The sequence below is a fragment of the Streptomyces sp. NPDC007095 genome (assembly GCF_040634475.1).
Taxonomy (GTDB): domain Bacteria; phylum Actinomycetota; class Actinomycetes; order Streptomycetales; family Streptomycetaceae; genus Streptomyces.
Genome location: NZ_JBEYFS010000048.1, coordinates 25,285 through 50,932 on the forward strand (window position 1 = coordinate 25,285; position 25,648 = coordinate 50,932).

20 protein-coding genes and 4 pseudogenes are annotated in these 25,648 nt (G+C 69.6%); 14 read left to right on the plus strand and 10 right to left on the minus strand.

Features of this window, described 5'->3' with window-relative positions; all coding sequences use genetic code 11:
• The first annotated feature begins 2 nt into the window (after positions 1-2).
• From ABZ656_RS18350 to ABZ656_RS18380, 7 genes are all read left to right on the plus strand, one after another.
• Positions 3-1,241: a SpoIIE family protein phosphatase gene (locus tag ABZ656_RS18350; protein WP_360269174.1), complete on the plus strand. Its 1,239-nt coding sequence runs from the start codon at positions 3-5 to the stop codon at positions 1,239-1,241.
• Positions 1,242-1,308: 67 nt separating this feature from the next.
• Positions 1,309-2,061, plus strand: a complete 753-nt coding sequence (locus ABZ656_RS18355; protein ID WP_360269177.1) for a P-loop NTPase — start codon at positions 1,309-1,311, stop codon at positions 2,059-2,061.
• A 30-nt stretch (positions 2,062-2,091) separates the two neighbouring features.
• Entirely contained in the window at positions 2,092-3,387 is a 1,296-nt protein-coding gene (locus ABZ656_RS18360) for an NDP-sugar synthase (RefSeq protein WP_360269180.1), read from the plus strand.
• A complete protein-coding gene (gene glgA / locus ABZ656_RS18365) occupies positions 3,387-4,541 on the plus strand; it encodes a glycogen synthase (protein ID WP_360269183.1) in 1,155 nt (384 codons plus the stop codon). Before ABZ656_RS18360 ends, glgA begins: the two co-directional genes overlap by 1 nt.
• Before the next feature lie 37 nt (positions 4,542-4,578).
• On the plus strand, positions 4,579-6,696 hold the full coding sequence (locus ABZ656_RS18370; RefSeq protein WP_360269186.1) for an alpha-1,4-glucan--maltose-1-phosphate maltosyltransferase: 2,118 nt from the start codon (positions 4,579-4,581) through the stop codon (positions 6,694-6,696).
• Positions 6,693-8,588, plus strand: a complete 1,896-nt coding sequence (gene glgB, locus ABZ656_RS18375) for a 1,4-alpha-glucan branching protein GlgB (RefSeq protein ID WP_360269189.1) — start codon at positions 6,693-6,695, stop codon at positions 8,586-8,588. Before ABZ656_RS18370 ends, glgB begins: the two co-directional genes overlap by 4 nt.
• The gene (locus tag ABZ656_RS18380) at positions 8,585-10,156 is read left to right on the plus strand and encodes a Na+/H+ antiporter (protein ID WP_360269192.1); all 1,572 of its coding nucleotides are present in this window, start codon (positions 8,585-8,587) and stop codon (positions 10,154-10,156) included. The genes glgB and ABZ656_RS18380 overlap by 4 nt, the downstream gene beginning before the upstream one ends.
• On the opposite strand, the gene ABZ656_RS18385 is transcribed toward ABZ656_RS18380, so the two are convergent.
• The gene (locus tag ABZ656_RS18385; protein WP_360269195.1) at positions 10,110-11,450 is read right to left on the minus strand and encodes a cation:proton antiporter; all 1,341 of its coding nucleotides are present in this window, start codon (positions 11,448-11,450) and stop codon (positions 10,110-10,112) included. The genes ABZ656_RS18380 and ABZ656_RS18385 overlap by 47 nt on opposite strands.
• A 419-nt stretch (positions 11,451-11,869) precedes the next feature.
• On the opposite strand from ABZ656_RS18385, the gene ABZ656_RS18390 reads away from it, so the two are divergent.
• The 5 genes and pseudogenes from ABZ656_RS18390 to ABZ656_RS18410 all read left to right on the plus strand — a co-directional run.
• The gene (locus ABZ656_RS18390) at positions 11,870-13,036 is read left to right on the plus strand and encodes a transposase (protein ID WP_360269198.1); all 1,167 of its coding nucleotides are present in this window, start codon (positions 11,870-11,872) and stop codon (positions 13,034-13,036) included.
• Positions 13,033-14,490 carry an ATP-binding protein gene (locus ABZ656_RS18395; RefSeq protein WP_360269201.1) on the plus strand — a complete coding sequence of 486 codons (1,458 nt, stop codon included), beginning with the start codon at positions 13,033-13,035 and terminating at the stop codon, positions 14,488-14,490. Before ABZ656_RS18390 ends, ABZ656_RS18395 begins: the two co-directional genes overlap by 4 nt.
• 1 nt (position 14,491) lies before the next feature.
• Complete coding sequence (locus ABZ656_RS18400) at positions 14,492-14,848, plus strand: nuclear transport factor 2 family protein (RefSeq protein WP_360269204.1); 357 nt, start codon at positions 14,492-14,494, stop codon at positions 14,846-14,848.
• A pseudogene (locus ABZ656_RS18405) lies at positions 14,848-15,648 on the plus strand (MFS transporter); the annotation flags it as partial. The gene ABZ656_RS18400 and the pseudogene ABZ656_RS18405, both read left to right, overlap by 1 nt.
• A gap of 63 nt (positions 15,649-15,711) precedes the next feature.
• Positions 15,712-16,140 (plus strand): annotated as a pseudogene (locus ABZ656_RS18410) (ATP-binding protein); the annotation flags it as partial.
• 7 nt (positions 16,141-16,147) lie between these two features.
• Here the strand turns inward: ABZ656_RS18410 and ABZ656_RS18415 are convergent.
• Complete coding sequence (locus ABZ656_RS18415) at positions 16,148-16,714, minus strand: universal stress protein (RefSeq protein WP_360269207.1); 567 nt, start codon at positions 16,712-16,714, stop codon at positions 16,148-16,150.
• Positions 16,715-17,034: 320 nt separating this feature from the next.
• Between ABZ656_RS18415 and ABZ656_RS18420 the strand changes: the two genes are divergently transcribed.
• Positions 17,035-17,370, plus strand: coding sequence for an SAV_915 family protein (locus ABZ656_RS18420; RefSeq protein ID WP_360269210.1), 336 nt, complete (start codon positions 17,035-17,037; stop codon positions 17,368-17,370).
• Between the two features lie 312 nt (positions 17,371-17,682).
• Here the strand turns inward: ABZ656_RS18420 and ABZ656_RS18425 are convergent, their stop codons facing one another.
• The 3 genes and pseudogenes from ABZ656_RS18425 to ABZ656_RS18435 form a co-directional block, all read right to left on the minus strand.
• Positions 17,683-19,554 (minus strand): potassium transporter Kup, encoded by a 1,872-nt coding sequence (locus ABZ656_RS18425; protein ID WP_360269213.1) that lies wholly within the window; start codon positions 19,552-19,554, stop codon positions 17,683-17,685.
• A 307-nt stretch (positions 19,555-19,861) separates the two neighbouring features.
• Positions 19,862-20,959, minus strand: coding sequence for a magnesium and cobalt transport protein CorA (locus ABZ656_RS18430; protein WP_360269215.1), 1,098 nt, complete (start codon positions 20,957-20,959; stop codon positions 19,862-19,864).
• A 106-nt stretch (positions 20,960-21,065) separates the two neighbouring features.
• Positions 21,066-21,662 (minus strand): annotated as a pseudogene (locus ABZ656_RS18435) (CorA family divalent cation transporter); the annotation flags it as partial.
• A 14-nt stretch (positions 21,663-21,676) separates the two neighbouring features.
• On the opposite strand from ABZ656_RS18435, the pseudogene ABZ656_RS18440 reads away from it, so the two are divergent.
• Positions 21,677-21,895 (plus strand): annotated as a pseudogene (locus tag ABZ656_RS18440) (DUF475 domain-containing protein); the annotation flags it as partial.
• Here the strand turns inward: ABZ656_RS18440 and ABZ656_RS18445 are convergent.
• From ABZ656_RS18445 to ABZ656_RS18465, 5 genes are all read right to left on the minus strand, one after another.
• Positions 21,861-22,487, minus strand: coding sequence for a GAF domain-containing protein (locus tag ABZ656_RS18445; protein WP_360269217.1), 627 nt, complete (start codon positions 22,485-22,487; stop codon positions 21,861-21,863). The pseudogene ABZ656_RS18440 and the gene ABZ656_RS18445 overlap by 35 nt on opposite strands.
• On the minus strand, positions 22,487-23,074 hold the full coding sequence (locus ABZ656_RS18450) for an ATP/GTP-binding protein (RefSeq protein ID WP_360269219.1): 588 nt from the start codon (positions 23,072-23,074) through the stop codon (positions 22,487-22,489). The genes ABZ656_RS18445 and ABZ656_RS18450 overlap by 1 nt, the downstream gene beginning before the upstream one ends.
• Before the next feature lie 52 nt (positions 23,075-23,126).
• Positions 23,127-23,540, minus strand: a complete 414-nt coding sequence (locus tag ABZ656_RS18455) for a DUF742 domain-containing protein (RefSeq protein WP_360269221.1) — start codon at positions 23,538-23,540, stop codon at positions 23,127-23,129.
• Positions 23,537-24,052 (minus strand): roadblock/LC7 domain-containing protein, encoded by a 516-nt coding sequence (locus ABZ656_RS18460; protein WP_360269223.1) that lies wholly within the window; start codon positions 24,050-24,052, stop codon positions 23,537-23,539. The genes ABZ656_RS18455 and ABZ656_RS18460 overlap by 4 nt, the downstream gene beginning before the upstream one ends.
• Positions 24,053-24,125: 73 nt before the next feature.
• On the minus strand, positions 24,126-25,643 hold the full coding sequence (locus ABZ656_RS18465; protein ID WP_360269225.1) for an ATP-binding protein: 1,518 nt from the start codon (positions 25,641-25,643) through the stop codon (positions 24,126-24,128).
• Positions 25,644-25,648 lie beyond the last annotated feature (5 nt).

Consider the following 25,648-nt stretch of genomic DNA (forward strand, 5'->3'; position numbering starts at 1 on the left):
ACATGCCCGACGTCACCGCCCTCCTGGTGGACCAGGAGCGGAACCCGCCCCCCGACCTGCTGACCGCCCTCGCCCAAGCGGACGTGGCAGTCGAGATCCGCACCCCCGACGAGGCCATCGCCGCCGCCGGCGACGGCGGGCCGGCCCCGGCCGCCGAGGTCCTGCTGGCTCCGGCGGCCATGCGGCCGCGCACCGTCCAGGCGGTGAGCCGCCGGATGAGCGAGACGGGCCGGACACCGATCGTCGTGGTCTACGCCGACCGAGACTTCACCAGCATCGAGCAGCACATCAGGCTCGGCCACGACTACGTCGTCCCACCCTTCCTGCCGCCCCTGGTCCGTGCGCGGCTGCGCAGCTGCTACGAACGCGCCAAGCTGAGCCGAACCATGGAGGAAGTCGCAGCGCAGGCCGAACTTCTCAGCTATGAGCGGGAGTTGAAAATCGGACGCGAGATCCAGGAGGGCTTCCTGCCCGAGGGGCTCCCTACGCTCGACGGCTGGGACCTTGACGTGCGCTTCAGCCCGGCACGCAACGTGGCCGGCGACTTCTACGACGTCTTCGAGATGGTCAACCGCCGCAGGCTCGCCCTCGTCGTCGCCGACGTCTGCGACAAGGGTGTGGGCGCCGCCCTGTTCATGGCGCTGATCCGCAGTCTCCTACGGCACACCGCGGAGCACAGCGGACTGCAAAATCTCATGACGAACCATCACCCCGGTCCGGGCGATGGCGACTCTCCCGTGATCCCGGTCGTCGGCGCGACCCCCCTAATGAACGCGGTCGTCGGCACGAACGGCTACCTCACCCGCAACCACAGCGGCCAAGGCTACTTCGCGACTATGTTCTTCAGCGTCCTGGACCCGGCCACCGGCAACCTCGTCTACATCAACGGCGGGCACAACCCTCCGCTCCTCGTCGCTGCGGAGGGCGGCGATCCTCAGCCTCTGGAGCCGACCGGACCAGCCGTCGGCGTCATCCCCGACTGCGCGTTCTCACTGGGGCAGGCGCGCGTACGGCCCGGCGACACGCTCTTCATCTACACCGACGGCGTCCCAGAGGCGCGCAACGCCCAGGGCGAGTTCTTCGGCGACGAGCGCGTCCTGGAACTACTGCGCAAGCCCGCACCGTCCGGCCGAGCTCTGCTGGAGCGCGTGGAGTCGGCGCTGCGGGAGCACAGCGGTGCGGCGGAGCAGCACGACGACATCACCATGATGGCCGTCCACCGGACGGTCACCCCGGACTGACCGGCCCAGGCGCACCCCCACGAGGTTGGACGACGACCGGACAGGACCGGACAAGACGGGACCGTTCATGGCACAGATCATCGCAATGCATTCGCACCGGGGCGGTACCGGAAGGTCCAGCATCGCGGCGAACCTGGCCCGGCTGCTGGCCGCGGCCGGACACCGCGTCGCCCTGGTGGACACCGACATCCAGTCGCCGGCGGCCCATGTGCTCTTCGGGATCACGGACCTCGCGCCGCGGCGCACCCTCGCCGACTATCTGATCGGCCGGTGCGAGGTGGAGGAGGCAGCGGCCCCGGTGCCCGGCGTCGCGTCGGGCGGGGAGCTGTTCCTGGTACCCGCCCGGGCGGAGGCCGCCGGGATCCACGAGATCATCGCCCAAGGGTACGACGTGGGCCTGCTGCGCGAGGGCTTCGACCGGCTCATCGAGGCCCTCCGCCTCGACGTGCTGCTGCTCGACACCCACGCCGGCATCAACAACGAGACGGTGACCGCGGTGGCCAGCGCGCAGACCCTGGTCGTGGTGACGCGATCCTGCCGCCTCGATCTCACCGGCGCCGGCGAGACCCTCGAGTTCGCGGCCCAGCTCGGCTGCCTGCGCCGCGCGCTCGTCGTGAACATGGTGCCGCCCGGCGTGCCCGGTGCGGCGGCCCGCAAGCGCGCCGAGGCCGCCTACGGCTCGATCGCGCGGGCCGTCCTGCCGTACGCGCCGGAACTGGCCTGCGTCGCCGGCGACCGGCTGTTCGCCGACGCGCACCCGGACCATCCCCTGGTGGCACGGCTGCGCTCGGTCATTCCCTCCCTGCTCCACGAGAACTGAGAGAACACTGAGAGGACTGAGAGGTCTCCGGTGACCGCGACAACGGATCGGATCTCCGCGATAGCCCTGGTCGGCGGCCAGGGAGTGCGTGCCAGGCCGCTGACCCTGAACTCCCCTGACCACCTGCGCAGCAAGGCCGCGATGGGCCTGGCCGGCCGCAGCCTGATCGAGTGGGCGGTGGACGCCCTGCGCGCTCAGGGCGTCCACCGGTTCTACGTGGCCGCCAACGGCGGCGAGAACCGCGCCCAGACCAAGGCCATCCTGGAGCACGGCGAGCGGCTCGGCGTCTCGGTTCGCTACTCCCGGACCCGCTTCGACGGCGCCAACACCGGCTCCGGTGAAGCCACGCTGCGTTGCCTGGAACACTGGGACCTCGGCGGCCTGGCGCTGGTTTTCCCGTCCGACTCGGTCTTCGACTTCGACCTGGCCGCCATGGTCCGCGCCCACCGGGCCGCCGACGCCGTGGTCACGGTGGCCACGGTGCTCCGCCCGGCCGCCGAGGCGGCGGGCAAGTACGGGGTCCTACGACGCGGCCCCGACGGACTGGTGAACCGTTTCCTCGAAAAGCCCGCCCTGCGGACGATCGACGGCGGCCAGGTCGAGACGAACGCGGGGATGTACTTGGTCGACTGCGAGCGGCTGCGGATGGCCGGTCGTGAACCGGCGCTCGCCGCTCTGGCCTGCCACAGTCTGGACTGGGGTGGGGACCTGCTGCCGTACCTCGTCGGTCACGGCCACCGCGTCGCCTCCCACCCGATCACCAGGTTCGGCGACCTGGGCAGCCCCCGCGACTACCTGACCACACTGCGCGAGGTGCTCCGCGACGCGTACCCGGTGCTCAGCGGCCGCGCCCGGATTCACGAAAGCAGCCTGCAGCTGAAGGACGAGACCACCGGCTGTACGCTCGCGGAGAAGATCGCCGATGGCACGGTTCTCATCGGACCCGGCGTCCGCATCGGGCGGGACGTGGAGATCGGACCCGGCGTCGTCATCGCCGAGTCGGACATCGGCGACGGCGTGGACATCGGCGCGGGCAGCGTGCTGAGGGGCGTCGCCTGCGGCGACCACAGCATCATCGGGCCCGGCGCGAGGATCTTCGATGCCTACCTCGGAGCGATGGTCGACATTCGCTCCACCGCGGACCACCCCGTGGTCCTCTGGGACTTCTGCGCCCTGGGGGACGAGGTGCGGGTGGGTGACGGCGTCCGGCTGAGTGGCGTCAGGGTGTATCCGCGGCTCGACATCCGCAGCGGCGCGAGCGTCCCGCCCGGCTCCGACCTGTCCTGCCTGAAGGACGTGCTGCGTGGGCTGGGGGAGGCGGCGTGATGCGTGTCGACCTACTCACCCGCGAGTACCCACCGCAGGTCTACGGCGGAGCAGGGGTCCATGTCGACCACCTCTCCCAGCAGCTGAGGCGACTGGTCGACCTGCGGGTGCACTGCTTCGGCGAGCCGCGACAGGAGGCGAACGTCACCGCCCACCGGGCCCCCGCAGAACTCGCCGAAGCCAACACCGCATTGCAGACGATGGGCATCGCCCCTGCCATGGCGGCGGCCACAGTCGGAGCCGATGTGGTGCACAGCCACACCTGGTACGCCAACATCACCGGCCACCTCGCCAAGCTCTACCACGGCACACCGCACGTGGTCACCGCCCACAGCCTGGAGCCACTGCGCCCGTGGAAGGCGGAGCAGCTCGGTGGCGGATACATCCTCTCCAGCTGGGCCGAGCGCATCGCCATGGAGGCCGCCGATGTGGTGATCGCCGTGTCGGGCGCTATGCGGCAGGACCTCCTGCGCTGTTACCCCGCCCTGGATCCCGACCGGGTCGTCGTGATCCACAACAGCATCGACACCGAAGAGTTCGTCCCCGTGACCGACACCTCCCGGCTCGCGCCGCTGGGGGTGCGCACCGACCGGCCCGTCGTGGCCTGCGTCGCCCGCCTCACCCGACAGAAGGGGCTGCTCCACCTGCTGCGGGCCGCGCCCCACCTGCCCCCCGGCACTCAGTTGGTGATGTGTGTGAGCGCCCCGGACACCCCCGAGCTCGCCGAGGAGTTCACCGCGCTCGCCGGGGAGGTGACCGGCAGGGGAGCCGACGTGGTGTTGGTCCGGGAGCCGTTGTCCCGCGACACCCTGCGCCAAGTCCTCTCGCATGCCGACGTGTTCGTCTGCCCGTCCGTCTACGAGCCGCTGGGCATCGTCAACCTCGAAGCGATGGCGTGCGCTGCGCCCGTCGTCGCCACGGCCGTCGGCGGCATCCCGGAGGTGATCGCCGATGGGGAGACGGGGCTGCTGGTCCCACTGGTGGCCGACGAGGAGGCGTTCGCCAAGGACCTGGCGGCACGCGTCAACGAGCTGCTGGCGGACCCGAAGCGAGCCCGCCGTATGGGCCGTGCCGGCCGCTGCCGAGCGGAGAGCCGGTTCTCCTGGGCCGCGGCCGCCGCGCGGGTCCACGCGGTCTACCAATCACTGATCTGAACCGACAGCACCGAGAATGGGGAGGTTCCGCGTTCCGATGACGATCGAGCTGACCGACGACGGCCTGCTGGGACGGGTCGTGCTGGCACGGCTGCTGGAAGAGGAGTTCCGCACCCACTGCCCCGCGCCCGACGCGACCGTGGGGCGTATCCCGATCACGGATGTCCACCCGTGCGTCGACGGCGGACGCAGGCCCGCGCGAGCGATACCCGGTGAGGCTGTCGAGGTCTCCGCCACGATCTTCCGTGAGGGACATGAGGATCTGGCCGCACACGTCGTACTGACCGGCCCGGACGGTGAGCAGCACTCCCCGGTCCGGATGACCGAGACGGTCAGCGGCACCGACCGGTACACGGCCTTGATCGTGGCCGACCGGGTGGGGGAGTGGACCTTCCGGGTCGACGCCTGGGGCGACCCGATCGCCACCTGGCGTCGTGCGGCCTCGGTCAAGGTTCCCACAGGCATCGACGTCGACCTCACCCTGGAAGAGGGCGCCAGTCTGCTGGAACGGGTGGCCCTCGCACCGGACGTGACCGGCACCCCCGCCCAGGTGCTTCTCGCCGATACGGCGGCCGCCTTGCGCGACACCGGCCGCCCCAGGGCCGTACGGCTCGCCGCCGCTCTCGCCACCGGTGTGACCGACGTGCTGGACCGACATCCACTGCGTGAACTCCTCACACATGGACAGAAGTTGTCCCTACGAGTGGACCGTGAACGGGCGCTGTACGGCGCCTGGTACGAATTCTTCCCGCGCTCGGAGGGTGCCGCCCTCGCCGCGGACGGGCCGCACGTCTCCGGAACCTTCCGCACCGCCGCCCGGCGACTGCCCGCGATCGCCGCGATGGGCTTCCAGGTGGTGTACCTGCCGCCCATCCACCCCATCGGCATCCGGCACCGCAAGGGACCGGGCAACACCCTGACCGCCGGCCCGTACGACCCCGGCTCGCCCTGGGCGATCGGCTCACCCGCCGGCGGACACGAGGCGATTCACCCGGACCTCGGTACGCCGGAGGACTTCCGCCACTTCGTCCGCACCGCGCGCGACCTCGGCCTGGAGGTCGCCCTCGACTTCGCGCTCCAGTGCTCCCCGGACCACCCGTGGCTGCGTGAGCACCCCGACTGGTTCCGGCGGCGCGTGGACGGCACCGTCGCCTACGCCGAGAATCCGCCGAAGAAGTACCAGGACATCCATCCCCTGGACTTCGACACCGACCCGGACGGGATCCACAAAGCCTGTGCGGGCGTCCTCAGGCACTGGATGGGGCAGGGCGTGCGGATCTTCCGCGTGGACAACCCACACACCAAACCCGTCGCCTTCTGGGAACGGCTCCTCGCCGACATCCACCGCACCGACCCGGACGTGGTGTTCCTCTCCGAGGCGTTCACCCGGCCGGCGATGCTGCGCACCCTGGCCCGGATCGGGTTCCACCAGTCGTACACCTACTTCACCTGGCGCAACACCGGCCCGGAGGTGGAGTCGTATCTGCGTGAACTGTCCGGTCTCGACGGTGAGGAGTCGGCCGCGTACCTGCGGCCCAACCTGTTCGTGAACACCCCGGACATGCTTCCCGAGTACCTGCAGACGGGCGGACGCGCGGCCTTCGCGGTCCGGGCCGTGCTGGCGGCGACGGCCTCCCCGTCCTGGGGCGTCTACGCCGGCTTCGAGCTGTGCGAGGCGACCCCTGCCACGCCCGGTACCGAGGAGTACGCCCGCTCCGAGAAGTACGAGTACCGACCGCGCGGCTGGGCCGAGGCCGAAGCTGACGGGCGGTCGATCGCACCCCTCATCACCACCCTCAACCGGATCCGCGAGGCCCATCCGGCCCTGCACCACCTGCGCAACCTTCGCTTCCACCACAGCGACAACGAGGCGATCCTCTGCTTCTCCAAGCGGCTTCAGATCCGCGACGGCGACGACATGGTCCTGGTGGTGATCAACCTTGATCCACACCAGGCGCACCACGCCACTGTCCGCCTGGATCTCGCCGAACTCGGCATGCCGGACGAGGAGCTGTCCGAGGTCCACGACGAGCTGGGCGGCGCCACATACCGCTGGGGCCGGGAGAACTACGTGCGGCTCGATCCGCACCAGGGCCAGGTCGCCCACATCTTCACCATCCGACGCCTGACGAGGACTTCGAGGACTTCACGGTGACCGTCATCGACACCACCACCCCGGCCGCCGCCCTGGGCGAGCTGGACCTCCATCTGATCGCAGAGGGCAGGCACGAGCAGCTCTGGCACGTCCTGGGCGCACATCCCCGCGCGGGCGGGACGTCGTTCGCGGTGTGGGCGCCCGGCGCCCATGCCGTTCACGTGGTGGGCGACTTCAACGACTGGGACGGCGGCGCGCACCGGATGCGGCGGCTGGGCTCCTCCGGGGTGTGGGAGCTGGTCGTTCCCGAGGCGGAGGAAGGCGACCTGTACAAGTACGAGATCCGCGGCGTGGACGGCCACGTACGGCAGAAGGCGGACCCCTTTGCCTTCGCCGCCGAGTGCCCGCCCGGGACGGCCTCGCGGATCCACCTCTCCCGGTTCGAGTGGACGGACGCGGAGTGGATGGCGGGACGAGATTCGCTGCCGCCGCACGAGGCGCCGCTGAGCATCTACGAGGTCCACCTCGGCTCCTGGCGACCCGGGCTGTCGTACCGCCGACTCGCCGACGTCCTGCCGGCCTATGTGAAGGACCTCGGCTTCACGCACGTCGAGTTCCTCCCCGTCGCCGAGCACCCCTTCGGCGGTTCCTGGGGCTATCAGGTCACCTCGTACTACGCTCCCAGCGCCCGCCTCGGCACTCCGGACGATTTCCGTCACCTCGTCGACGCTCTCCACCGCGCCGGCATCGGCGTCCTCGTCGACTGGGTGCCCGCCCACTTTCCCAAGGACGACTGGGCGCTCGCCCGGTTCGACGGATTCCCGCTCTACGAGCACCCCGATCCGCTGCGGGGCGTCCATCCCGACTGGGGGACACTCGTCTTCGACTACGGCCGACCGGAGGTGCGCAACTTCCTGGTGGCCAACGCCGTGTACTGGTGCGAGGAGTTCCACGTCGACGGCCTGCGGGTCGACGCCGTGGCCTCGATGCTCTACCTCGACTACTCCCGCGAGGACGGCCAGTGGCGGCCCAACGCCCACGGCGGCCGGGAGAACCTGGACGCGATCGCCTTCCTCCAGGAACTCAACGCCACCGTCTACCGGCGTTGCCCGGGCGTCTTCACCATCGCCGAGGAATCCACCGCCTGGGAGGGCGTGACCCGCCCCACCGACTCCGGCGGGCTCGGCTTCGGCCTGAAATGGAACATGGGCTGGATGCACGACTCGCTCGGCTACATGCGTCACGAACCCGAGCACCGCCGACACCACCACACCGGCATGACCTTCCCCATGATGTACGCCCACGCCGAGAACTTCGTGCTGCCGATCAGCCACGACGAGGTCGTGCACGGCAAGGGCGCGCTGCTGGGCAAGATGCCGGGGGAGCGGTGCCGGCGGTTCGCCGATCTGCGCGCGTACCTGGCCTTCATGTGGGCCCACCCAGGGAAGCAACTCCTGTTCATGGGCCAGGAGTTCGCGCAGCCGGACGAGTGGTGGCACGACGGGTCGCTGCACTGGGAGTTGCTCGACGGGACGTCCCTCGACTCCGCCGCGCATCGGGGCATCCGCGATCTGGTCCGCGACCTCAACCGGATCTACCGCGCGACCCCGTCGCTGTGGCAACGCGACGCCTCCTCCGAGGGGTTCCGCTGGATCGACGCAGACGCGGCTGAGGACAACGTCCTGTCGTTCGTCCGGTACGACGCCCGCGGGGGTCCGCTCGTGTGCGCCTACAACTTCTCCCCGCAGAGCCGCACTGCACGGCTCGCGTTTCCCCGCTCCGGTGGGTGGCGGGAGGTCCTCAACACCGACGCCCTGTGCTACGGCGGCAGCGGCGTCGGCAATCTTGGTGGTGTCCGGGCCGAATCGTGGGCCTGGCAGGGCTTTCCGGCCAGTGCCTCGGTGGTGCTGCCTCCGCTGGGCGCCCTGTGGCTGCGGCCGGAGGAGTCATGACGGAGGTGTTGCTCCTCGCCGTCGGAGCGACCTTGGTGTCGGCGGGAGCCCGGCGGGCCGGGTTGTCGGTGCCGATCACCCTGGTTGTCGCGGGGCTCGTGGTCTCCTTCGTACCCGGCGTACCGGACTACCACCTGAATCCCGAACTCGCTCTGCTGGTCTTCATCCCGCCTCTGGTCTACTCCGATGCCCTGGAGAGTTCGTACCTGAACCTGCGTGCCAACGCCCGCCCCATCGGCCTGCTCTCCATCGGCCTCGTCCTGTGCACGACCGGAATCGTCGGACTCGTGGCCCATGCCGTCGTTCCGGGACTCCCGTGGCCCGTGGCCTTCGTCCTCGGGGCGATCCTCGCGCCGACCGACGCGGTGGCCGCCGTCGCCCTGGCCCGGCGGCTGGGGCTGCCACGCCGGATCGTCACCATCCTGGTGGCGGAGAGCATCGTCAACGACGCCACCGGTCTGACGGTCTTCCGTCTCACGGTGGCCATCGCCCTCGGCGCCACCACATCGATCTTCCAAGGCGTCGGCGAGTTCCTTCTCGTCTCGTGCGGGGGCGTGACGGTTGGACTGCTGCTCGCCGTACCGGTACGGCGGCTACGGGGCTGGCTCGACGACGCCGTGGCGGAGAACGCCGTGTCGCTGGTCGTACCCTTCGCCGCCTACGCGGTCGCTGAGTCCCTGCATGCCTCCGGCACGCTGGCGGTGCTGGCCGCCGGGCTGTACCTGGGGCATCACTCCACCGGCCTCTCGCACGAGGCCCGGCTGCAGGAGCGGGCCACCTGGCGACTGACCGCCTGCCTGCTGGAATCCGTCGTCTTCGCCCTGATCGGCCTCCAACTTCGCCCGGTGCTTGCTGCTTTGCACACGACTGATTTTGCCGCCCTCGGCCGGTACGCGGCCGCTGTCTTCGCCACCGTCCTGCTGATCCGCATCTGCTGGATTTTCCCGGCGACCTACCTCCCGCGCAGGCTCTCGTCCCGCATCCGCGAACGCGACCCCTCCCCGCCCTGGCAGCTACCCGCCCTGATTTCCTGGGCCGGCATGCGCGGAGTGGTCTCACTGGCCGCCGCCTTCGCTGTCCCGGCGGAGCTCCCCCATCGTGAACTCCTGCTCTTTCTCGCCTTCTCCGTCGTCCTTGGCACACTCCTGCTCCAAGGGCTCACCTTCCCCTTGGTGGTGCGCCTCATCGGTCCTAAGGAGTCGGGGGAGGCGCATAAGGACGACCTGGCCGAGGCCGTGGCGCAGGAGGCGGCTGCCGACGCCGGCTGGGCCCGGGTGGAGGAACTGGTCACCGCGGGCGGTGACGCGCCTCCTCAGCATGTGCTCGACCGGCTGAGGCAGCTGGCCGAGCACCGTCGTGCCACGGCGTGGGAGCGGGTGCGGGCGGACGGCCCGGTGCAGGGCAGGGAGACCCCGACCGGCGCGTACCGGCGGCTGCGGCGGGAGATGCTTGCGGCCGAACGCCGGGCCTTCATCCAGCTCTGCAGGCAGGGCCGGATCAACCACGAGGTGCTGCGGCGCGTCATGCACGACCTCGATCTCGAGGAATCGGTGTTGTGCCGTGACTGACCTCCCGTGGAGCCAGGGCCCGCCCGGACAGCAGAGGGCCGGTCATGGCCGTGGTGACCAGGGCCATGGCGACGAACGCCGTGTACATCGCCTGGCTCAGCAGCCCCGCCGTCAGGCCGATGGACAGCACGATCAGTTCCGTGAGCCCACGGGTGTTCAGCAGGATCCCGACGGTCAGCGAGTCGTGTGGCGTGAGTCCGCCCAGGCGGGCGCCGAGGTAGCCGCCAAGGATCTTGCCGCCCACCGTGAGCGGCAGCACGAGTGCCAGGAGCAGCAGTGCGCCGCCGGTGAGAGAGCCCAGGTCGACCGAGCTGCCCGCGACGACGAAGAAGACCGGGAGGAGAAGCCTGGCCGCGCCGGCGAGTGGTGGGAAGGGACTGGCCGGTGCCGGTTTGTCGGGGGAGGTGGGGCGCCGGGGGAGCACGGCGCCGGCCAGCAGGGCGCCGAACGCCGCGTGGAGCCCGAGGCGTTCGGCGGTCCAGGCCGCGGCGAGGGCCAGGGCAGCGACCGGAACGGGACCGGCCCTGCCCGCGAGACCGGGCATACGCCGAAGAAGGTGAGGTACGAGCCATGCCGTCGCGAGAAAACAGCAGGCCCACCCCACGAGGGTCGTCCCGTGCACGAACGTGGCACCCCGCGCCAGCGCGACCACGAGGGCGAGTACGGCCCAGCCCAGGACGTCCATTGCTGTGGCGGCTGTCAGCGCGACGGTCCCCGCGGTCGTGGTGCTGATCTTGTGGTCCGTGAGGATCCGGGCCAGCACGGGCAGGGCGGTGATGGCCATGGCCACTCCCACGTACAGGACGACGGGTACGCCGCCGACCGTGCTGGGCTCGCCGTGCATGGCGACTCCGGCCGCCACTCCGAGGGCCATCGGTAGTCCGAACCCCCCGATCACCACACCCATGACCGCGCGACCGCCCTGCAGGGAAGAGCGTCGGCCGAGTTCATGGCCGACGCCGAAGAGGTACAGGGCCAGCCCCACCTGCGCCAGGATCTGGAGGCACGGCATGACGTGCGGACCGAAGAGGCGGGAGTGCGGATCGCCAGGCAACCGGCCGAGAACGCTCGGGCCAAGGATGATGCCGGCGGCCATCTCGCCGACGACCGGTGGCTGCCGCACCAGAACCGCCAGCCGGCCGCAGAGCGCGCGGCAAGGAGGACCACCACGAGAGCGGCGAGCACATCTAGCATGGCTGTATTCGCAGGGTTTGCAGACATTTCTACGGGGCGGCCCTTTCTCTTTGGCCTGTACCAGAACCCATGCAATACCCAGGGCCTCACTCGCTGTCAATAGCGCCTTCTTCGATTTGTTAGGTCTCCCGCGTCGGGCGGCGTTTGTGCATATGGAATACGTAAGGGTAGGGCCTACAGGCTTGGCCGGACTTACGTGATTCGCTTTAATGGCTGGCGGAATCGACCCACCGCCTGGTCCGGGGTGGGCTAGAAGGCGCCGATGAATGGTGTTGATGTGGCTTGGCAGTCAGCCCTCTCTGAGAGTCGTTCCCAGAGGTTGATGCGAGCGCAGGGGTGCAGACTGTAGCCGGGAATACCCGCCGGCCGGATGGCGCATTCTCATTCCGGATCGCCCGGTTCAGTGAATCTTTCCCGCCAGGTTCTGGTATTCGCGCTTTGCTGCGAGGAGGGATTTGTGTGGACGTCGGGCCTAGTGGATCCGATCGGCTTTCGCTTTCTCAGGACCGGGTGGGAAGAATGAGCCGGCTCCTGCTGTCTTCCATCCCGAGAAGTGATCAGCGGCGTTGGGGTGAAATGTACGTCCGCGGTCTGCTTCTGGCGGAGGGGCGCAAGACGATGAGGGGCATAGCAGCTGTCGTCGGTAGTGCCGCGATGCAGAGCCTCCAGCAATTCATCAGCACGTCTCCGTGGGACTGGAAACCGGTTCGGCAATCTCTCGCCGGCTACGTGGACCGCGAAATCCGGCCGCATGCCTGGATCGTGGAGACCCTCGCCGTGCCCAAGGCCGGGAAACACTCCGTGGGTGTGGAGCGCCAGTTCGCGACCGGCCTCGGCCGGGTGACCAACTGCCAGCAGAGTTCCGGTATCTGGCTGGCATCCCAGGAAGCGAGCTGCCCGGTGGACTGGCAACTCGCCCTGCCCGCCAGGTGGGTGGCCTGCCCCGAGCAGCGCCGGCGTGCCGCCATCCCCGACCACGTCCGGGCCCGGACCCCCGTCCAGTGCGCTGTCGAATCGGTGGTGGAGATGGCCGAGCACTGGGGCCTCACGCCCCGCCCCGTGGTGATGGCCGTGACCGACGCAGACCTCCCGTACGTGATGACGTCGTTCGGGATGCGCCACATCCCCTTCGTGCTTCGTGTCGAGGGCTCGCTCCCCGTCGTCACCCACGACCCGGCGCAAGGGCTCGGCGGTCAACGCATCGCGACCGCCTCCCGGGTGGCGAGCGAGCTGGGCGACCAGGCGGGTGCCGTGGAGTGGCAGGACCTCGGGCAGTCCCGCCGGCGTGTCACCAAGGTCGCCGGTACGCGGGTCGGGCTGCCGATGTCCGTCGACCCTCTTTCACACGGAACGGGCGTCCCCTCGTTCGCCCTGGTGGGAGCCTGGACGGATCCCACCAACAGCAGGCCGACGGAGTACTGGCTGTCCAACATTGGACATCTCCCCGTTCCTACCTTGTTCCGAATCGCCAAGCTCAGCCGACGGGTCTCCCGCGACCTGCACGAGGTCTGCGACAACGTGGGCGTCCGGGACTTCGCGGGCCGGTCCTTCCGAGGGTGGCACCACCACGCCACGCTCGTCTCCATCGCGCACGCGATATCGCTCCTCTCCAAAGCCGCCGGACCCCATCGGCCGCTCGCCGAACAGCCCTTACCCACACGTCCGCTCATCGGATCACGGCGATGAGCCCCGGCGTGCACCACGGAGCGCGGCTGCGGGAGATCGAACTCTTCGCAGATCTCACCGACGACCAACTGGCCTGGCTTGCCTCGGTCACGCAGGAACGGCAGTTGGAGGACGGGGAGATCCTCTTCGAGGACGGAGAACCCGCGCGCCGTTTCCACGTGTTGCTCGACGGGGAACTGGTCGTCACCAAGATCGTGGACGGGCGGGAGGAACTGCTGACTCGGCACACCACCCGGCCCCGCCCCGGCGACGGACACGAGGGCAAGCCGCCGGCTGCCCACCGCTTCACGGGTGAACTCCCGCTGCTGACCGGCGGCGACTACGTGGCAACCGCCGCCGCCGTGGGCCCCACGACCGTCCTCTCCTGCCCCAAGCAGGCGTTCTTCGACATGCTGGCGCGCTGTCCGAGCGTGGCGGGCGTTCTGCTGCCTGTGCTGGCCTGGCGCATCACCTCCTCGGAGGTCCAGGCCAGGAACCGGGCCACCGTCACGGCCCTGGGCACCCTCGCCGCCGGACTGGCCCATGAACTCAACAACCCTGCCGCCGCCGTGGCACGCGCCGCCGAGGACCTCGGCCCGGTGGTCGACGCGCTCGCCGGCACCGCCGAGGAATGGGGCCGCATGGCTGACGACCGGGAGTCGTCCGCCCTGAGAGAGACCCTCGCCGAGATCGAACGCACGCCACTCCCGGCGGAGTCCGATCCCTTCACGCTTACGGACCTGGAGGACGAAGTGGACGCCTGGGCAAGAGAGCGGGGAGCGCAGCGGCCCACAGCGCTTGCGTCCGCCCTCGCGGAGCGCGGACTGGACTGCCCATGGCTCACGGGGAGGGTGAACGGGATGCGCCGGCACATCGTCCCGCTGGCGCTCGACCAGCTGTCGGTACTCCTCGAGACTCGCGGCCTGACCACCCAGCTGCGCACGGCGGGCCCGCGTATCTCCGCGCTGGTCGCCGCGACCCGTGACTACACCAACCTCGACCGGGCGCCGCGGCAGGCGTTCTCGGTCTCCGAAGGGCTGGAGGCGACCCTGACAATGCTGCGCCCCAAGCTCGCGAAGGTGAGGATCGTCCGTCAGTACGCCCGAGAGATACCGCCGATCACTGGCTATCCGTCCGAACTCAACCAGGTGTGGACCAACCTGATCGACAACGCCGTGGACGCCATGGACGGAGAGGGGGTCCTCACCGTGCGCACCTGCCTCCAGGGCAACTGCCTGACCGTCGAGATCGGGGACACCGGCTGCGGCGTCCCCGCCGATTCGCTCTCCCGGATTTTCGAGCCCTTTTACACGACCAAGGACGTGGGCAAGGGCACCGGTCTCGGACTGCATCTGTCGTACCGGATCGTCACCCAGCGCCACGGTGGGTCGATGTCAGCGCGCTCGGCCCCCGGTGACACCTGGATGACAGTACGGATCCCCGTCAACGGAGCACACACGAAGGGAGTTTGCTGAGGTGCACGCCGTACTCGAACGGCAACTGGCGGCACTCGCCTCGGGAGACATCGAGGCGGTGATGGAGAACTACGCGCCGGACGCCACGCTCCTGAGATTCGACCAGCTCTTCGTCGGCGTCGAAGCGATCCGGCTGGGCCTGTCCATCTACCTGGCTCACATGCCGCGCCTGGTGACCCTCGAGCAGTACGCGGAGCACGGCGACACGTTGCTCTACCGGGCCGTCATGAACGTGGGCGGTCAGGATCGGCCGGCTGTGGGGACGCTCGTCCTGCGGAACGGCCGGATCTGGCGTCAGACGGTGGCGTTCATCGAAGAAGAGGCGTTGGAGCACTCCCCGGAGAGGACCCGTCCATGATGGCCGCCGGGGAATCCCGTGTGCCCGGGCGGCGTTTCGCCTTCGCGGCCCTGGGCCTCGGTGCCTTCGTCATCGGTACGGCCGAGCTTGTCATCGTAGGCGTACTGGACCTGATCGTGGACGACCTGAAGGTCTCGGTCGGCACCGCCGGACTCCTCGTCACGGCGTACGCGCTCGGCATCTCGGTCGGAGGGCCCGTCGTCACCGCCCTGACCATCAAGATGGCGCGGCGCCGGCTGCTGGTGCTGGCGCTGGCCGCCTTCATCGCCGTGAACGTGGTCGCGCTGACGGCCGCGGAGTTCGGTGTGCTGCTGGCCGCCCGAGCCCTCACCGGCGTCCTGCACGGCTTGTTTCTGGGCGCGGCCGCCGCCGTCGCCACCGGGCTGGTTCCCGTCGAACGCCGCGGTCACGCCGTCTCGTTGGTCTTCGGTGGCATCGCCGTCTCCACCGTGCTCGGCGTGCCGCTCGGCACATGGCTCGGGCAGACACTCGGCTGGCGAGCCACGTTCGTCGGCGTCGTCGTGCTGTGCGCCGTCGCTCTGGCAGCCACGCTGTTGTGCGTGCCGGAATCGGGCGGCAGCGGTCCAGCGGGACTGGCAGCCCAGGCCCGCCACGCTTTCGCGCCGCGGGTGCTGGCGATGGCGGGGTCCGGAGTACTGCTCATGGGCGCCCAGTTCACGGCCTTCACCTACCTCGCGCCGTTCGTGCAGGACGTCACCGGCGTTGCGGGTGGCAGCGTCGGCATCTTCTTGCTGATCTTCGGAGTGACCAGCGCGATCGGTACGTTCGCCGGCGGCAGGTTCGCCGACGGGGACGCTTCGGGCACCTTGCTGGCGGGCAACGCCATCCTCGGGCTCGCGCTCGATAGCGTGGAACTGGACATCCCCGAGACCCTGCCCATGGTGTGGATCGACCGGGGGCTGCTCGAGCGGGCCGTCGCGAACGTCGTCGAGAACGCAGTCAAATACAGCCCGCTGGGGGAGAGGGTCCTGGTGTCCGCGAGCGCTCTCGCCGACCGGGTCGAGGTGCGGGTCGTGGACCGGGGCCCGGGCGTTCCGGACGAGGCCAAGGACCGAATCTTCGAACCCTTTCAGCGGTACGGCGACTCACCCCGCGGTGTCGGTGTCGGCCTCGGCCTCGCGGTGGCGCGCGGTTTTGCCGAGGCCATCGGAGGCACCCTGCACGCCGAGGACACCCCCGGCGGGGGGTTCACCATGGTGCTCGCCGTACCGACGGCACCGGGGAGGGGAAGGCCGGAGCAGCCGGATCTGTCTGCGGCTGCCACGTCCTGAGGACACCTCAGGCGTCGGGCGGCACGGTCTCGAACTCCTTCCGCATGTCCCCGGTGTCCAGCCGTAGCCGCCAGATGTTCCGGCGGTGTACGGCTGCCAGCGCAGCTTGCAGCGGGGACGGCGGCACCGCGAGGACGGGGCAGCCGGCGTGGGCGAGGCAGTAGCGGCCGACCGACGGCGCGAGCGTGCGGTGCAGCCGGCCGCGCCCACCGGCGCCGATCACCAGGAGGTCGCCCTCCCGGCTGGCGATGTGCACGAGTACCGGTCCCGGGGCACCCCGTGCGACGAGCGCCTGTCCGGGCAGCCCGGTGTCCGTGCCTCCGAACACTTCGTGCAGCGCCCCGAGGAGCCTCTCGCGTGCCAGCCGCTCCCATTCCGGGACCATGGCGGACGCGGAAGGGGATCTGCGCGCGGTGAGATCCCCGCCCGGCGGCTCCCATGCCAGTACAGGCCAGAGCTCTGCCTCCCGGCGCCGGGCCTCCTCTGCTGCCCGGCCCAGGGTGGTGAGACTGCCCAGCGAGCCGCTCACTCCCGCAACGACGCGGGGGGCTGAGGGCGGTCGGGACTCGGACATCACTTACACCGTTCTGCACACGCCGACCGAAGGTGTCCCGGCCGACGATCCTCCTTGGAATCGCTTCCATCTCATCTCCCCGCAGGACTTTCGAACAGTCCGTACGCCAATTCTTGGCGCCCTTCTGACAGTCCTTTCCATGTCCTCTGACCAGGCGCGTCAGCATTCCGTCAAGGTCGTCCGGATCATCGTCAGCGTCTCGTCAGGGCACGCCCGCGAGCGGGTGACACCAGGCACAACCTCGACGGTGAGCCCCGGTCCGCCTCGCCGCATTCGGGGCATTCCAGATCTGTCGCTCCCTGCCTTTCAAGAGGCACGCCATGGCACAACTCCTTTATGGCGAAGACCTTGAGCCCTCCGATCGGTTCCCGGCCGGACCCCTGTACGTCCCGGTCCGGCTGGGGTCCTCGGGCTGTAGGGTCCGCCTCTTCCGCACCCCGCTCGGCGACCGTACGGCCGTCGGCTTCACCTCCTTGCGCCGGCTGACCGCCACGCTCGGCCGCGACCAGGCGCGGATCCGCCTCGCCGAGCCTGCGTTGCGTGCGCTGACCGAGCCGCTCGGCGTCACGGCCCTCACGGTGGACCCGCAGTTCACCGTCCCGGCCCCCAAGCCGAAGTCCGCACCGGCACTTGCTTTCGCGCTGCGGACCGCCTGAGAGGGGAAGACACGATGACCACGGTTCACGAACCCACCGCCCCCAACACGCTGCGGACCTGTGGGTGTGGCCCCCGACCCCTTCGGTATCCCTTTCTACGTCCTGGATGAGGCCGAGGTCCGCGACCGCGACCGTACCGGGAGGCGCACGACTGCCCTACGAACCACGCCAAATCCGCCCGGCCCTGAGGAACTTCCGGCTCGTCAGCGGCCTCGCCGACGGCGTCTTCCTCGGTGGGAACGCGCCGTCAACAGGCAGGGAGCGTGCTGCGGTTGCCGGGTGGGGTCTGCGCGGGCGATCAGCGACCGGCGCCTATACCTCGATGTGCGAGCCCATGATGACCGTGCGGTCACGGGGCAGGCCGAAGTACTCGGCGGCGTCTGCGGTGATGTACGAGGTGGCGATGAAGAGCCGCTTGCGCCACGGCGCCATGGTCGCTGCCTTGCCGCGCCGCAGTTCGATCTTCGACAGGAAGTAGGTCGCCTGTTCGAGCTGCAACAGTCCTTCGGTCTGCGCCGGTTCGAGCGTGGCCAGGGTGCTGGGTACGTCCGGTGTCTCCATATAGCCGAAACGGGCGGTGACGTGAATGATCCCGTCGTCGGTGTAGCCGAGGTCGTCGACGGCGAGTCGCTGGTCGGCCGGTACGCGGGGCACCGGCTCGGTCTCGATGGCCAGGATCACGACCTGGTCGTGTCGCACGTGATTGCGTTCGACGTTGGCCCGCATGGCCAGGGGGGTGGTCTGCTTGCCGCGGTTCAGGAAGACGGCTGTGCCTGGGACCCGCAGCGTCGACACCTCGCCGCTGCGGAGGCGGTCGATGAACTCCGGCAGCGGGCCCTCCTGGCGTGCTCGTTCGGAGGTGACGAGTTCGCGGCCGCGCTGCCAGGTGGTCATGACGGTGAACGCGGTCAGGCCGATCAGCAGCGGCAGCCACGCGCCGTGGACGAGCTTGGTCAGGTTGGCCGCAACGAACAGCAGGTCCACGGAGAGCAGCACGGTCGCGCCGACGCCGATCAGCCACTTGGGCGTGCCCCACTTGGCACGGGCGACGTAGAAGAACAGCAGGGTGGTGATGGTGATGGTGCCGGTCACCGCCATGCCGAACGCGAAGGCCAGCGCGGTGGAGCTGCGGAAGGCGAAGACCAGGGTGAGGACCGACACCATCAGCAGCCAGTTGATCCAGGGGACGTAGATCTGGCCGATGGTGGATTCGGAGGTGTGCGCGATCCGCAGCCTCGGCAGGTAGCCGAGCTGGGCGGCCTGGGAGGTGACCGAGTACGCGCCGGTGATCACGGCCTGGGAGGCGATCACCGTGGCCGCGGTGGCCAGCAGGACCATCGGCCACCTGCCCCAGTGGGGCACGAGCAGGAAGAAGGGGCTGCTGACGTTGTGCGGGTCGGCGAGGATCAGCGCGCCCTGGCCGAGGTAGCTCAGGACGCACGCCGGGAAGACGAGTAGCATCCAGCCGCGGGTGATGGCCCGGCGGCCGAAGTGCCCCATGTCCGCGTAGAGCGCTTCCGCGCCGGTGACCGCGAGCACGACCGCGGCCAGGGCGAAGAAAGCGGTGCCGAAATGGCCGAACAGGAAGCCCAGGGCGTACGTGGGCGACAGCGCCCGGAGGATCGCCGGGTGGTCGATGATGCCGGCCACGCCGCTGGCGCCGATGACCACGAACCAGGCGATCATGACCGGCCCGAACATCCGGCCCACCGCGGCGGTCCCTCGGCGCTGCACGATGAAGAGCAGGACGATGATCACCGCGGTGATCGGCACGACCGCGGTCTCCAGCGAAGGCTGGACGACCTTGAGCCCTTCAACCGCGGAGAGTACCGAGATCGCCGGAGTGATCATGCTGTCGCCGAAGAACAGCGAAGCGCCGAAGACGCCGAGCGCGGCCAGTACGGCCGTGGCCCGCCGGCTCCGCTGCGAGCCCCACCGCCGTACGAGGGTGATCAGCGCCATGATGCCGCCCTCGCCGTCGTTGTCGGCGCGCATCGCCAGAAGTACGTAGGTGACCGTCACAATGGTCATCACCGACCAGAACACGAGCGACACCACGCCGTACACGTTCTGGGTGCTGACCGGGACGGGGTGCGGGTCCCTCGGGTTGAACACGGTCTGGAGGGTGTAGATCGGGCTGGTCCCGATGTCGCCGAAGACCACGCCGAGAGCACCGATCACCACTGCGAGACGCGTCGTGTCGTGCGCGCCCGCCCGTGGAGCCCCCGGCGTCTGCGAAGCGCATCCGTCGTCTGACGCAGTTCTCCGCTGCCGATCGGCCATGGTGATCCTCTTCCGTGCAGGCCGCTGAAGTGCAGGCCAGGGCATCGAGGCGGACGATACCCATCCCGTGGCGCCCCCGCCGGTAGGAGACACTTCTCCGTTTGGAATGGTGTCTCGCTCCGTTGGCGTGGTGGGTTGTGCCGCTGAAGCTTGCTCGCCGTTCAGGCGCGCCGCTGCTTCTGATCTTTGGGTGAAGAGGAGGCGCGTGTCACAACCAGCCGTTGCGCTTGAAAGCACGGTGGAGGAGGAAGCAGGCGGTGACGATGACGCCGAGGACGAGGGGATACCCGAAGCGCCAGCGCAGCTCCGGCATGTGATCGAAGTTCATGCCGTAGACGCCGCACACCATGGTGGGTACGGCGATGATCGCGGCCCAGGCGGTGATCTTGCGGGCGTCGTCGTTCTGCGCGACGGCGACCTGGGCGAGGTGGGCCTGAAGGATGGAGTCGATCAGGGAGTCGAAGCCGGTGATCTGGTCGGTGACCCGGGCCTGGTGGTCGGCGACGTCACGGAAGTATGCCCGTATTCCGGGGTCGACGGAGCGAAGCGGCTTGGTGGAGAGCGTCTCCAGGGGGCGGCCGAGGGGCACCACGGCGCGCTTCAGTTCGAGGAGTTCGCGCTTGAGCTGGTAGATGCGGCCGGCGTCCGCGGTCTGACCGCCCCTCGGGGAGAAGACCTCGGACTCGACCTCGTCGATGTCTTCCTGCACGGCGTCGGTGACGGTGACGTAGTCGTCGACGACATGGTCGGCGATGGCGTGCAGTACGGCCGAGGGGCCCTTGGTCAGCTGCTCGGGCTCGGCTTCCAGGTCCTCACGCAGGGGGCCGAGCGATCCGTGCCGGCCGTGGCGGACGGTGACGACGAAGTCCGGGCCGGTGAACACCATGATCTCGCCGGTGTTCACCACCTCGCTGGTGGCGGTCAGCTGCTCGTGTTCCACGTAGGTGACGGTCTTGAAGACGGCGAACAGGACGTCGCCGTACTGCTCCAGCTTGGGCCGCTGGTGCGCCTGGACGGCGTCCTCGACGGCGAGCGGGTGCAGATCGAACAGCTCGGCGACGCGGGCGAACTCCGTCTCGGTGGGCTCGTGCAGGCCCAGCCACACGAAGTCGTGTCCGTGCTTGCGTACGTGCCGGACGGCCTCTTCGACCGTGTCCGTGCCGGGCTGCCGGATACCGTCACGGTAGAGGACGCAGTTGACGACGGAGGAGCCGAGCGGGGAGCGGGCCGGGTGGCTGAGGTCCACGCGGCGGCGGTTGCGCCGGGTCAGGCTGGTGACTTTGCGCAAGTTGCCGACCATCGACATGCGGGACTCTCCTTCGCCGGTGCGGGTCCGGACAGTGTGCCAGGAGACGGTGAAGCGAAAGTCAAGTGCCCAGGACGCCGCGCTCGGCCGCTGGTGCCCAGCCGGGTCACAGCCAGCGCTTCTTGCGGAAGATCAGGTAGATGAGCGTGACGAGCGTGGCCGTGGCGATGAGCATCATCGGGTAGCCGAAGACCCGGCGCAGTTCGGGCATGTGGTCGAAGTTCATGCCGTAGATGCCGGCGATCATGATGGGTACAGCGATGAGTGCGGCCAGGGCGCTGATGCGGCGCATGTCGTGGTTCTGCTGGATGCCGGTCTGGGCGAGGGCCATGGACAAGGCGTTGTCGACGAGTTCGGTCAGGACCGCGACACGTTCGGCGGCCTGGGCGAGGTGGTCCTGGACGTCGCAGAAGTAGGGGGCCAGCTCCCTGTCCACGCCGGGGACGCGGCGTTCGGCGAGGTCGCGCAGGGGCCGGGCGAGGGGCGCGACCGTGCGCCGCAACTCCACAAGTTCGCGTCTGAGCTGGTAGATGCGGCCGACGTCGTGGCCGACGGCCGGGGAGAAGGCGTCGCTCTCGACCTCGTCGGCGTCGGCCTCCAGGGCGGCGACGACATCGAGGTACTGGTCGACGACGCTGTTGGCGATTGCGTGCAGGACGGCCGCCGGGCCGTGGGCGAGCCGCCCGGGGTCGGCCTCCAAGCGGCTGCGGACGCGGCGCCGTCTTCGGCATGAGGCTGGTCTTCCCCATCGTCATCGTCGCGATCAGCGCCAAGATGGGTCCGATCGAGGCCGTCGACCTGGCGCTCAACAACAAGGACCGCTACCAGCAGCTGGTCACCGACGCCCACTCGGCGATCGCCGCCTTCGGTGGCATGTTCCTGCTGATGATCTTCCTCGACTTCATCTTCGAGGACCGGGACATCCAGTGGCTGCGCCGGCGTTGATGACGATGTCTCTGAGGCGTCGCGCCTCGCTCAGGGGCCTCTTCTCGGGGTCGATGACGCACACCGTGCCCAGCACGGTGCCGCTGTCGTGGATGAGCGGGGCGCCGAAGTAGGAGCGGATCCCGACCGCGTCGACCACGTGGTTGCTGCTGAAGCGCGGGCTGGCGTGCACGTCGTGCAGCGGGAGGGCCTTCTTGCGGGCCATGACCTCCGGGCACCAGCCGTGGTCGCGGCTCATGGTGCGGCCTACGATGACGTACCCGCTGTCCGCGGGCGGCTGGTGCAGTCCGACGAAGGTCTGCTCCTCCAGGAACAGATTGACGAACCCGTACAGGAACCCGGCCTGCGTGGCCATGTCGCGGGCCATCTCGTCGAAGTCGTCGCTGGCAGCGGTAGGCATGCCCAGGCGCTCGATCAGCTCGTACCGCCGCGCCAGTTCGGTCGTCCGCTGGGCCTGCGGGCCGGTGACGGCGGCGGCAGGGACGGACGGCCCAGGGGCGAGGTCCCGCAGGTTGCGGCGCGGCAGTGCCTGCGTGGGCGGGGTCTGCGGTCCGAGGTAGGGGTTGGTGGGCTGGTATGTCATCAGGCGTCCTGGAGGGTGGTAGTGGGTGTGGGGCGGACGGGGCCCGCCGCTGCGTTTCTCACGGCGTGGCCGACGAGGGTCAGCAGGACGCCGGCGACGTGGTTCGGGTCGCGGGCGTCGCAGGTGACCACCGGTACAGAGGCGGGTAGTTCGAGGGCGGTACGGACCTGTTCGGGGTGGTAGCGGTGTGCTCCGTGGAACTGGTTCACGGCGACGACGAAGGGCAGGCCGATGTCTTCGAAGAAGCTGACGGGGGTGAAGCTGCTTTCCAGGCGGCGGGTATCGACCAGGACGACCGCGCCGACGGCTCCGCGGGAGAGGTCGTACCAGAGGTCGACGAACCGGTCCTGGCCCGGCGTGCCGAACAGGAACAGTTCCAGGGGTACGGGCGCGTCGGGCAGGCTGAGGCGACCGAAGTCGAAGGCGACCGTGGTGGTCTGCTTGGCCTCGACGCCTTCCAGGCTGTCCACGTCCGCGCTCGCTTCGGTCAGGTACTCCTCCGTGCTCAGCGGCGTGATCTCGCTGACCGCGCCCACGGCGGTGGTCTTGCCCGCGCCGAAGCCCCCGGCGATCACGATCTTCAGCACGGTAGGTGCACCGGCATCCGGGCGCGCCGGAGTCCGCAGCACCACGGCCGGGTCATCCGGCCTGGGGGTAGGCGATGGCATCGGGCCACTTCCTTTTCAGGCCCGCTGAGAGGGCCGCCAGCAGTTGCGGGGAGGGACCTGCATCCGCGTCCGCGTCGGCTGCGGCATAGGGGGAGGTGACGGGGACGACCAGGGCGTCGGCGTCCAGGAGGTCCGAGACGAGGATCTTGACGGCAGTGACAGGGCGGCCGAGTCGGCCCGCCAGCTCGGTCACCGAACGTCGGCGCTCTCGGCACAGGGTGAGGATGTCTTCGCATTCCTCGGCCTGGCCCGGGCCGGGACGCCCCGGCCCGGCGTCCAGCACGGTTTCCAGGCCGAGCAGGTGCCGCGGCTTGGTACGCCCGCGCGTCAGGGTGTAGGTCCGCACGAACGTCGAATCCTCGGCCGCGCGGCCGTGTGTGGTCACCGGACCTCAGCACCCGTGCCGACGCGGACGGGGATCTGCATGTAGGGGGCGAACCTCTGCACCAGCCGCCCCGTCTCGTACCCGACGGTGCCCGCGTCGGCGTCCGTGGTGGCGATGACGGCGAGGACCGTGTCCACCTCACCGCGTTCGTTGCCGGGGTGGTTTTCGAAGGCCGCGCTGCGACCGGCGCTCTGGACGAAGAACAGGCAGTCGTCTCGCTCGATGACGACCTGCCTGGCCGGCCGCTTCTTGTGGCTGGGGCCGGTGATGTTCGCCGCGAGTGAGGCCACTCCGCTGAGCGCGGCCGACAGTTCGTCCGCCCAGTCCTTGTCGACGTCGCTGTCCAGCAGCCGCAGTCCGTCCCGCGACAGCAGGACGGCGTGCGTGACGCCCGGGACATCGGAGGCGAACTGACGCAGCAGCCAGGCCATGTTGTCCCGCTGTCCGCTTGCCGTTGTCTCGGATGCGGGCGCGTCGCCGGTCACGTTGTTCATCGCGGGGTGGGTGCTCATAGGGATCGCTCCAAAAGGGGGAAGGGCCAGCGGATGTAACGGGCCGCCGGGAACGTGGAAGGAAGGGCGAGGTTCAGGGCCTGGGCTGCTCTGTCGAAGCGGTGGGAGAACCGGCGGCCCCGCCGGCCTGGATGCCGTTGCGGAAGGCGGCTGCGAGCCCTGGCGTCGCCGCGGTCACGGGGGCTTGCTCCCGCTCGCGTGGTGGATGGAACGAGCCGACCTGACGTCTACGCGTGGGAAGAGCGGGCGCATCAGCAGAGTGACCTGTCTCTGCGGCTCCCGGTGCCCCTGCGGTGCCGGGGCGTGTGACCTGGCCGGCCGTCGGGATGGCTGGAGTCGCGGCAACCTGCCGCGGCTGCGGCGCGGAGGGGCGGGCTTCCTTTGGCAGCGCGCTCGCATCGTCGACGGAGGGAATCGCTACGAGGAGCCGTGCCGGAATAACGACCAGGGCGGTGGTGCCTCCTGTCACGTTCTCCTGCAGGAGAACGGACAGCCCGTGGGACTGGGCGATCTTCGCGGCGACCAGCAAGCCGAGCTGGCCGGCTCGGACTTGGCCGCTGACGTCGACCTCGTCGGGGGCTTTGAGTAGGTGGTTCATCTGTGCCCGCGTCTGCGGATGCATGGGGATGGCCCGGTCCTCGACCTCGACCGCCAGCCCGTTCGCCACCCGCTGCGCACGCACCATCACCTTCGTCGCCGGATCGGAGCACTCGCAGGCGTTCTCGATCAGCTCGGCCAGCAGGTGCGTCAGGTCCGGACCCACATGTCCGGGAAGACCCAGCTCGGCGCCCACAGACCCGGCCGCGACAGCCACACGCGGATACTGCACGACCTCGGAGACCGCGCCGCGCAGCGCCGTCGCGACGGGAACAGGCCGGCGCACGCTGCGCAGGGACTGCCCGCCCAGCACCGCCGTGCTCTCGACCTGGCGACGCATCCGCGTCACGAGGTGATCGATCTCGAAGATCTTGGCCAGCAGCTCCGGGTCGTCGGTCAGCATCTCCAGCTGGCTCAGTGCCTGAAGCGCCTTGCCGACCAGGGCGTGCTCGCGCATGGCCAGACGGCGCAGCACTTCCAGGAGGACGACGGACTGGGACTCGTCGTGCACACGTATCAGCGACGCGATGGCCTGCGCCTGGACTGCACTCAACGCCTTGTTGATCTCGGCGTTCGGACTGGCCGATGGTGGCGCCTGCAGGTCCGGCAGCGGCGGGCGTCCCCCGCGGCACAGCTCGTCCGCCGACCACTGCACCGACTTCTCGACGGCTGCCGCTGCCCCCGCGACCGCGGTCAGTGCCGCTGCCCGGGCCTCCTCCGCGGCTGTCTGCACGGCCCCTGCGGCCGTTCGCGCTCCGCGAGCCGCCACCGTGGCGACCCCAGCCAGTCCGCAGACTAGGCCGGCCAGGAGCCAGCCGGGGCCTTCCGCAGACACCGACCAGAGGGGGAAGGCGGCACCGAGCAGCGCGGCAAGGAGCACCAGGGGCAGTGCCACGGCGCGGCGGACACGGTGCAGCGTGAACGCGTCGATCGGAGGCCGCCGTCTGCGGTGGCCGGTAGCGGCCGGCCGTGCCGGGAAGGCGCTGTCAGGCATGGGAA

Excerpts from the sequence above, each read along its gene's own strand:
- ABZ656_RS18350 (WP_360269174.1), top strand. The coding sequence starts at position 3 with ATGCCCGACGTCACCGCCCTCCTGGTGGACCAGGAGCGGAACCCGCCC.
- ABZ656_RS18355 (WP_360269177.1), top strand. The coding sequence starts at position 1,309 with ATGGCACAGATCATCGCAATGCATTCGCACCGGGGCGGTACCGGAAGG.
- glgA (WP_360269183.1), top strand. The coding sequence starts at position 3,387 with ATGCGTGTCGACCTACTCACCCGCGAGTACCCACCGCAGGTCTACGGC.
- ABZ656_RS18370 (WP_360269186.1), top strand. The coding sequence starts at position 4,579 with ATGACGATCGAGCTGACCGACGACGGCCTGCTGGGACGGGTCGTGCTG.
- ABZ656_RS18380 (WP_360269192.1), top strand. The coding sequence starts at position 8,585 with ATGACGGAGGTGTTGCTCCTCGCCGTCGGAGCGACCTTGGTGTCGGCG.
- ABZ656_RS18390 (WP_360269198.1), top strand. The coding sequence starts at position 11,870 with ATGAGCCGGCTCCTGCTGTCTTCCATCCCGAGAAGTGATCAGCGGCGT.
- ABZ656_RS18395 (WP_360269201.1), top strand. The coding sequence starts at position 13,033 with ATGAGCCCCGGCGTGCACCACGGAGCGCGGCTGCGGGAGATCGAACTC.
- ABZ656_RS18415 (WP_360269207.1), bottom strand. The coding sequence starts at position 16,714 with ATGTCCGAGTCCCGACCGCCCTCAGCCCCCCGCGTCGTTGCGGGAGTG.
- ABZ656_RS18420 (WP_360269210.1), top strand. The coding sequence starts at position 17,035 with ATGGCACAACTCCTTTATGGCGAAGACCTTGAGCCCTCCGATCGGTTC.
- ABZ656_RS18430 (WP_360269215.1), bottom strand. The coding sequence starts at position 20,959 with ATGTCGATGGTCGGCAACTTGCGCAAAGTCACCAGCCTGACCCGGCGC.
- ABZ656_RS18445 (WP_360269217.1), bottom strand. The coding sequence starts at position 22,487 with ATGACATACCAGCCCACCAACCCCTACCTCGGACCGCAGACCCCGCCC.
- ABZ656_RS18460 (WP_360269223.1), bottom strand. The coding sequence starts at position 24,052 with ATGAGCACCCACCCCGCGATGAACAACGTGACCGGCGACGCGCCCGCA.
- ABZ656_RS18465 (WP_360269225.1), bottom strand. The coding sequence starts at position 25,643 with ATGCCTGACAGCGCCTTCCCGGCACGGCCGGCCGCTACCGGCCACCGC.